This window comes from Promicromonospora kroppenstedtii DSM 19349, from assembly GCF_000515355.1.
Taxonomy (GTDB): domain Bacteria; phylum Actinomycetota; class Actinomycetes; order Actinomycetales; family Cellulomonadaceae; genus Promicromonospora; species Promicromonospora kroppenstedtii.
On record NZ_KI911633.1, the window covers coordinates 39,491 to 40,297 of the forward strand.

Annotated in this window: 1 protein-coding gene; it reads right to left on the reverse strand. The window is 74.8% G+C overall.

Features of this window, described 5'->3' with window-relative positions; genetic code table 11:
• A partial coding sequence (locus PROKR_RS06385) for a LysR family transcriptional regulator (RefSeq protein ID WP_157601930.1) occupies nt 1–557 on the reverse strand: 557 nt, incomplete at its 3' end.
• Nucleotides 558–807 lie beyond the last annotated feature (250 nt).

The following is an 807-nucleotide window of genomic DNA, read 5'->3' on the forward strand; positions in this document are numbered from 1 at the left end:
CCCGTGTAGGGACGCCGCCCGGTGCCGGGCGCGGGGGCGCCCGCGGGCAGGAGCGTGACCAGGTCGTGCCGCCCGACCTCCGTGACCACGAGGCCCCGTGGGATCGGCACCTGCCGCGCGATGCCCGTGAACGCGGCGTCGAGCGCGCCGCGCTCCACCCGCTCCAGCAGCTTTGGTCCGTGGTCCACCTCTGGCTGCACCACGACGTCGTCGAGCAGCACGTCGAGCGCCGCGAACAGCGTGCCCGCGAGGCTCGGGAAGGCCCCCACGGAGACGGTGCGCGACTGCGCCGCGGACAGCGTGCGCTCGACGATCGACCCCAGGTGGTCCAGCACGTGCGTGGCCTGGTCGCAGAACTCGCGGCCGGCCGCCGTCGGCCGCGCCCCCGTGGTGTCGCGGTCGAAGAGGCTGGTGCCCACGCGCCGCTCCAGCGCGGCCAGGCGCTGGCTGGCCGACGGCTGACTGACCAGCAGCTCGCGGGCGGCCGCGCCCAGCGACCCGTGCCGCGCGACGGCCTCGACCAGCCGAAGGTCCTCGACCGTGGGATATGAGCTCATAGTGTGAGCCTATGCCTGCTCATGCCGGGAGGCCGTCTACCGGCGGGTGGAGGGCCGGCCGCAGGATGACAGCGTGCGCAATCCTCACCTCGTCACGCTGACCGCGACGACCTTCGTCACCTGGACCGGCCAGCGCGTCACCGCCGTCGCACTGCCGCTGGTCGCGCTCGACCAGACCGGCGACGCCTGGACCACCGGGCTGGTCGGCGGGTTCGCCGGCCTGCCGCTGCTCACCTCCGGGTGGTGGGGC